Below are 6,000 nucleotides of genomic sequence, written 5' to 3'. Positions count from 1 at the left end.
GTCGCGGCGGCCCGCGGAACCGTGCCGGAGTGCGGGCATGCCGAGCCTAAGCGAGGCACCGAGTGGTGGGGCAAAGACCTTTTGGTTACTTTTGGGGCGTTTGCCAAAAGTGACCCGCTGTAAGAGCGGAACCCTAAGTGGCCGTTACCTAAATAACGGATATGTACTCAACCCTCAGGATTTCAGCGCCTTCTTAGGATAAATGTCATACCGACTGGACTTCCCATCCAACGCATGACTCGGCTTCACCCCCTCAATGCAAGGCGCCTTACGCGGCCGCTTGACCACCACCCGATGACTGGCCAAAGCCAATGCCGCCGCCAACAACGCCGGCGCATCCGGATCATCCCCCACCAGCGGCCGAAACAACCTCATCTCCTTCTTCACCAACGCCGTCTTCTCCCGATGCGGAAACATCGGATCCAGATAAATCACCTGAGGCGGCTCCCCCTCCCAATCGCGCATCACCTCAATGGAGTTGCCCTTGAGCAACCTCATCCGCGCCACAATCGGCGCCACCTCAAAATCCTCTGCACCTCGCGCCAAGCCATCTTCCAGCAACGCCCCAATCAACGGCTGGCGTTCAATCAGGCTCATCTCGCAACCCAGGCTGGCCAACACAAATGCATCCTTTCCCAACCCCGCGGTAGCATCCAGCACCCTGGGCCGCACGCCCTGCGCCACACCCACCGCCTTGGCAATCATTTGCCCGCTGCCGCCGCCATACAGACGCCGGTGCGCCGCCCCACCCTCCACAAAATCCACCCGCACCGGCCCCGGCGCCTCAGGCCCCAGCTGTTGCAACTGCAGCCCCTGCTCCCCCACCTGCAAGGCAAAGTCCGCCTCATCCAGTTGCAAAGGCAACCCCAGCTGCTCGGCCCAGTGCTGCGCACGTGCCTGAAAACCTTCGGCCAAGGCCTCGACCCGAATGCGGCTGGCCGCTGGTTGTTCGCTCATCGGTGACTACGCTCAAAAATATTAAGGATCGGCAAAAAGCGGCCGATAAAAAAAAGGATCCGGCATTTTGCCAGAGCTGAGCGACGATCGAGAGAAATGTCAGACATTCCTTCGCTATTCACCGGTGTACTGCCGACCCACAACCACTTCGGCCTGCGCAATACCCAAGCGCTGGCCGGCGTCAGTCATGTGTGGCAGGACTTCTTCGCCCAGGCGTTGGCCGAACAACTCGTCGACACGCCGGGCGCGCTCGCCAAGTCGGTGGCGAAACCTGTGGACCCGGCGGTAGAACCCAGCGAAGGCAGTGACCTGCTGTCGCAGATCGTCACCCAGCGCGCCTGTGATGTAACAGACACCGAGATCGCCCCGCCCGAGCCGCTGTTCCTGCCTATCGCCGAATTCGAACTGGAACTGCTGCCACCGGCCCCGCCACCGTACCCGGCGGAAGAAGTGGTCGCCCAGCAAAAGCAGCAAAACTTCGAAAGCGCCTGGGTGCGCCCGATCGTCCTGACCGCCGGCCAACCGCTGCCCGAACCGGGTCCGGCGCCGCAACCACGCCCGCTGCATTTGCCGATCGCCGAATTCGAACTGGACCTGCTGCCACCACCACCGCCACCGTTCCCGGCAGAAGAGCTGGTTGAGCAACAGAAAGCCCTGGATTTCGACAGCCGCTGGGCGCGTCCGCTGATCCTGCACAACCTGCGCCTGGCCGCCTGACCCTCAGCGACACACCCACCACCGCCCCATGTCCAGATGAAAGTGATTACGGTGGGCGGCGTTGTAATCCGGGCTCAACACCACATTGAAATCCTTGCAGGCGCCGTCGCGCACTTGCCGCAGGAAGCGCGCACGCTCGCCGTCACCCGGCCAATCCTTGAGCACACTGATGGTGCGCCCGTCCGCCAGGCGAAACCCGGCGATATCCACAGCATTGGCCGACGCATGCTGGCTGAGTCGCCCGTTGGCGCGGTTGTAGATATTGCGACAGGCAAAGCTGCCCAGGTGATCGACCCGCGTCACTGCCTGGCCAAACACCGCCTGGGCCGCTGGTTGCAGGCTATGGCGCTCGAACAGGGCGAACGCCACGGCCAGCGGGCAACTGGCGAGAAAGCTGCTGCTCAAGCCGACATCAGCGCCTTGGACCCGCAATGTATTGCGCAGCGGGCAAGCCGCGTCGGCAGGGCTGTCCGCCTGATGGGCGACCCGCAGCCCGGAGGTCTTCAGCACTTGGTCACACAGGGCGGGATCATCCTGCAAACGTCCAAGCTTGAATCGGGTCAGCAGGTTCGGGCTTGCCCGCACGTCCAGCGGCGCCCAAGGGTTCCACTCATCGGGCAGCGGCACCCAGCCCCGCCACACGCCAACCAACACACCACCTGCCAACACCAGCAGCACGCCCAGCACCTTGAAGAAACGCACGCCTCAGCCCTTGAACAGTTGATTGGCCTGGTTGAACGGCATCGAGCGCTCAGTGAAGGTAAACGTGCCCAACTCATGAACCTCCTGGGCCGCCCTGAAGAACTCGCCATAAGCCGCCAGGGCCATGGCCGAGCCGACGCTGATGCGCTTGACGCCCATCTCGCTCAACTGCGCCACGCTGAGTTTCAGGGCGCCTGACATCAAGATATTCACGGGCTTGGGTGCAACCGCCTTCACCACCGCCAATACTTCCTCGGCACTGCGCAGGGCCGGTGCATAGAGCACGTCGGCGCCAGCTTCGGCGTAGGCCTGCAGGCGGCGAATGGTGTCGGGCAAATCCAGCCGGCCATGCAGGAGGTTTTCCGCGCGGGCGGTCAGCGTGAAGGGGAATGGCAAACTGCGGGCAGCGGCGACTGCGGCTTCGACGCGCTCCACGGAAAGGTCAAAGGGATAGATCGGGTCGACGGCAATTCCGGTGGCGTCTTCGATGGAGCCACCGACAATCCCAGTCGCTGCCGCCCGCAGGATAGTCTCGGCGCAGCCTTCAGGGGTGTCACTGAAGCAGTTTTCCAGGTCGGCGGCGACGGGCAGCGAGGTCGCCTGGACGATCGCCCCGGCATTGCCCAAGGTGTCTTCCAGGGACAACGCACCTTCGGCATCCGGGCGGCCGAGGCTGAAGGCAAAGCCGGCGCTGGTGGTGGCCAGGGCTTCAAACCCCAGGATGGCGAGCATTTTTGCAGAGCCCGCATCCCATGGATTGGGCATCACGAACGCGCGGTCACGCTCATGCAGGGCCTTGAAGGTTTCGGCGCGAAGGGTTTGGGCATCCATGACTGACTCCTGTCGGGAAAAGGAGCCTTAGAGTAACCCCAGTTGCTCCGCTGCGGGTTCTCGATGCAGGGTGGGCAATGCCGGCAAGCCGGGCAAGCGCAGCATCAATTTCTCATGAAAGCGCAAGGCCAGTTGGGCGGCCAGGCGGTTGTCGGAAGTGTGAAGAAACACGTAGGGCGTACGCCCCTCTTCGATCCAGCCGGCAACCTTTTCAATCCAGGGCACCAGGAACGGGTCATTGGCTTCCAACTCCGGATGGCCAATAAAGCGCACTTGCGGAAACTGCGTCAGCGCCGCCGGGCGAGGCGGCACCTTGGGCTTTTTCGATTGGGCGTGCAGCACGGCTGCCGAGGTGGAGGTGCAACTGAACAACGCACGCGGGTCCAGGCAGATGCGCTCGACACCGCGGTCGCGCAGCAAGCGGTTGAGACTGCGCTCGGCGTCGCCCTTGGCGAAAAATTCCGAGTGACGCACCTCCACCGCCAACGGTCGCTCCAGCCCGTCGATAAACCCGGCCAACTCACCCAGGCGCTGCGGGGTAAAACTGGCCGGCAGCTGCAGCCACAACGGCGAAATACGCTCGCCCAACGGGCTCATCAACCCCAGGAAACTTTCCGCCGCCGGCAACTGCTCGATCAGGTTGCCGCTGTGGCTGATATCCCCCGGAAACTTGGCCGTGAAGCGAAAATGCCCGGGCATGATTTCAGCCCAGCGCTGCACGGTAGCGACGGAAGGACGGGCGTAGAAGGTGGTGTTGCCCTCGACGGCGTTGAAGACCTGGGAATACAGGGCAAGGTAATCGCTGGAGCGGGCGTCGGCGGGATACAGGTATTCGCGCCAGGCGTTTTCACTCCAGGACGGACAACCGAGGTAGTAAGGCAACAGCATCAGATATGGATATCGAGGCCCAGCACTTCCATATCCCATTCGACAAAGCCGGCAGTGGTCAGGTAGCTGGCCAGGGCATTGGCGACGTTTTTGCTCATGGAGCGCGGGAAGATCATGTCTTGCTGGCGGGCAGGAACGCCGCTGGTGCGTGCACCGCCGGAACCCTGGGAACGGGTTGAAACAGCAGTGTTGTCGGACTGGATTTCAACAAAATCGGGCGAGTCTTCGACGGAGTCGTCTACCGTCACGTTCGCCTTGCGAGGCTTGCGCTTGAGGGGGTAGGACTGTGATGAAAAGCCGTCTATGCGCATACATGCGAACTCGGTATCGGTGATGGCATTTTAGTGGCGCTTTCCATGGCGCGCAAATGCTCTGGTGATAACTAGAACACATAATTGGTAAAAGGTTTAAAAGCGCGGGCAAATTCTGACGATTGGCTATTTTTGTCTGAAATTGCCCGCACTTTTGACGTCAAATAATCCCGCGTTCAGCCTTGGTCTGCGCCACTTTATCCCGCAGGTACACGGGCGCCGCCTGGTCCGCCGGAATCGCCTCGCCCCGCTCCCAGGCAAAGCGTGCCAGGGCCAGCAGGTCTTCGGCGTGGGGCAGCATCCCCGCATCCTGGCCGGCAAGCGTCACGCCAATGCGCTCGCCGTAGCCCCAGCCGGTGCCGGCACCGAACCAGTCGCCGCTGGCATCAGCCGGCAAGGCCGCCGTTTCAGGCGACAGCACAGCTTCAGCCCCCACCAGGCGCATCTCGCCAGCGGTTTCGCGGTAGCAGCCCCAATACACTTCATCCATGCGCGCATCGATGGCCGCCGCGACCTGGTTGGCGCCGTGTTCGCGAAATGCCCGCTGCGCCAGCACCGCCAGGTTGGACACCGGCAACACCGGACGCTCCAGCGCAAACGCCAGGCCCTGGACCACACCGATAGCGATGCGCACGCCGGTGAACGCGCCCGGGCCGCGCCCGAATGCGATGGCGTCCACTGCCGACAAGGTGGTGCCCGCGTCCAGCAGCAATTGCTTGATCATCGGCAACAGCTTCTGCGCGTGCAGGCGCGGGATCACCTCGTAGTGGCTCGTAACCTTGCCATCGTGCAGCAGGGCAACGGAGCAAGCTTCAGTCGCGGTGTCCAGGGCCAGCAAGGTGCTCATCGGTGTATGCATCCACGTTGAAAAAAAGTGCGTCAGTATAAACAACAACGGCCCGCAAGCGGGCCGTTGTCAATCAAGCGGATGAACGATCAGATCAGCGCTTCCAGTACTTTGCCAGTGATGGCTTCAACCGAACCCACACCTTCGATGTGGCTGTACTTCGGCTTGCCCTGGGCGGCCGAGAGTTTCTGGTAGAAGTCCACCAGCGGCTTGGTCTGGGAATGGTAGACCGACAGGCGATGACGCACGGTCTCTTCGGTGTCGTCCTTACGCTGCACCAGATCTTCGCCGGTGACATCGTCCTTGCCCGCGACTTTCGGCGGGTTGTAGACGATGTGGTAGACGCGGCCCGAGGCCTCGTGAACACGACGACCGGCAATACGCTGCACGATCTCTTCGTCTTCAACGGCGATTTCCACCACGTTGTCCAGCTCGACGCCGGCCTTCACCAGGGCTTCAGCCTGGGGAATGGTGCGCGGGAAGCCATCGAACAGGAAACCGTTCTTGCAGTCGTCCTGGCTGATGCGTTCCTTGACCAGGTTGATGATCAGGTCATCGGAGACCAGGCCTCCGCTGTCCATCACGCTCTTGGCGATCAGGCCCAGCTCGGTGCCGGCCTTGACGGCTGCGCGCAGCATGTCGCCGGTGGAGATTTGTGGAATGCCGAATTTTTCAGTGATGAACTTTGCCTGAGTACCTTTACCGGCCCCGGGAGCTCCCAGCAGAATGACGCGCATCGATGTGCTC

The 6,000-nt window shown here is 62.2% G+C and carries 8 protein-coding genes; 1 reads left to right on the top strand and 7 read right to left on the bottom strand.

The annotated features are described in order from the left end of the window. Nucleotides 1-174: 174 nt before the first annotated feature. On the bottom strand, nt 175-957 hold the full coding sequence (locus HX818_RS19535) for a class I SAM-dependent methyltransferase (protein WP_003219204.1): 783 nt from the start codon (nt 955-957) through the stop codon (nt 175-177). Nucleotides 958-1,053: 96 nt separating this feature from the next. Between HX818_RS19535 and HX818_RS19530 the strand changes: the two genes are divergently transcribed. Continuing rightward, a complete protein-coding gene (locus HX818_RS19530) occupies nt 1,054-1,674 on the top strand; it encodes an energy transducer TonB (protein WP_177020591.1) in 621 nt (206 codons plus the stop codon). 3 nt (nt 1,675-1,677) lie between these two features. On the opposite strand, the gene HX818_RS19525 is transcribed toward HX818_RS19530, so the two are convergent. From HX818_RS19525 to adk, 6 genes are all read right to left on the bottom strand, one after another. After that, a complete protein-coding gene (locus tag HX818_RS19525) occupies nt 1,678-2,376 on the bottom strand; it encodes an extensin family protein (protein WP_177020590.1) in 699 nt (232 codons plus the stop codon). Nucleotides 2,377-2,379: 3 nt separating this feature from the next. After that, nucleotides 2,380-3,207 carry an oxaloacetate decarboxylase gene (locus HX818_RS19520; RefSeq protein ID WP_177020589.1) on the bottom strand — a complete coding sequence of 276 codons (828 nt, stop codon included), beginning with the start codon at nt 3,205-3,207 and terminating at the stop codon, nt 2,380-2,382. Nucleotides 3,208-3,234: 27 nt separating this feature from the next. After that, nucleotides 3,235-4,095 (bottom strand): DUF72 domain-containing protein, encoded by an 861-nt coding sequence (locus HX818_RS19515; RefSeq protein WP_177020588.1) that lies wholly within the window; start codon nt 4,093-4,095, stop codon nt 3,235-3,237. Then, a complete protein-coding gene (locus HX818_RS19510; RefSeq protein WP_003219213.1) occupies nt 4,095-4,406 on the bottom strand; it encodes a hypothetical protein in 312 nt (103 codons plus the stop codon). Before HX818_RS19510 ends, HX818_RS19515 begins: the two co-directional genes overlap by 1 nt. Before the next feature lie 160 nt (nt 4,407-4,566). Then, a complete protein-coding gene (gene tsaB / locus HX818_RS19505) occupies nt 4,567-5,253 on the bottom strand; it encodes a tRNA (adenosine(37)-N6)-threonylcarbamoyltransferase complex dimerization subunit type 1 TsaB (protein WP_003219215.1) in 687 nt (228 codons plus the stop codon). An 89-nt stretch (nt 5,254-5,342) separates the two neighbouring features. After that, complete coding sequence (adk, locus tag HX818_RS19500) at nt 5,343-5,990, bottom strand: adenylate kinase (protein ID WP_008431098.1); 648 nt, start codon at nt 5,988-5,990, stop codon at nt 5,343-5,345. Between the last annotated feature and the right edge of the window lie 10 nt (nt 5,991-6,000).

The sequence above is a fragment of the Pseudomonas sp. F9001 genome, from assembly GCF_013385435.1.
GTDB lineage: Bacteria > Pseudomonadota > Gammaproteobacteria > Pseudomonadales > Pseudomonadaceae > Aquipseudomonas.
The sequence above is the reverse complement of the archived record's forward strand: the minus strand, read 5'-3'. Positions and strand labels throughout refer to the sequence as shown.

What these genes read in the sequence shown, in the direction of transcription:
- HX818_RS19535 (WP_003219204.1), bottom strand. Translation starts at nt 957, where the DNA reads ATGAGCGAACAACCAGCGGCCAGCCGCATTCGGGTCGAGGCCTTGGCC.
- HX818_RS19530 (WP_177020591.1), top strand. Translation starts at nt 1,054, where the DNA reads ATGTCAGACATTCCTTCGCTATTCACCGGTGTACTGCCGACCCACAAC.
- HX818_RS19520 (WP_177020589.1), bottom strand. Translation starts at nt 3,207, where the DNA reads ATGGATGCCCAAACCCTTCGCGCCGAAACCTTCAAGGCCCTGCATGAG.
- HX818_RS19515 (WP_177020588.1), bottom strand. Translation starts at nt 4,095, where the DNA reads ATGCTGTTGCCTTACTACCTCGGTTGTCCGTCCTGGAGTGAAAACGCC.
- HX818_RS19510 (WP_003219213.1), bottom strand. Translation starts at nt 4,406, where the DNA reads ATGCGCATAGACGGCTTTTCATCACAGTCCTACCCCCTCAAGCGCAAG.
- tsaB (WP_003219215.1), bottom strand. Translation starts at nt 5,253, where the DNA reads ATGAGCACCTTGCTGGCCCTGGACACCGCGACTGAAGCTTGCTCCGTT.
- adk (WP_008431098.1), bottom strand. Translation starts at nt 5,990, where the DNA reads ATGCGCGTCATTCTGCTGGGAGCTCCCGGGGCCGGTAAAGGTACTCAG.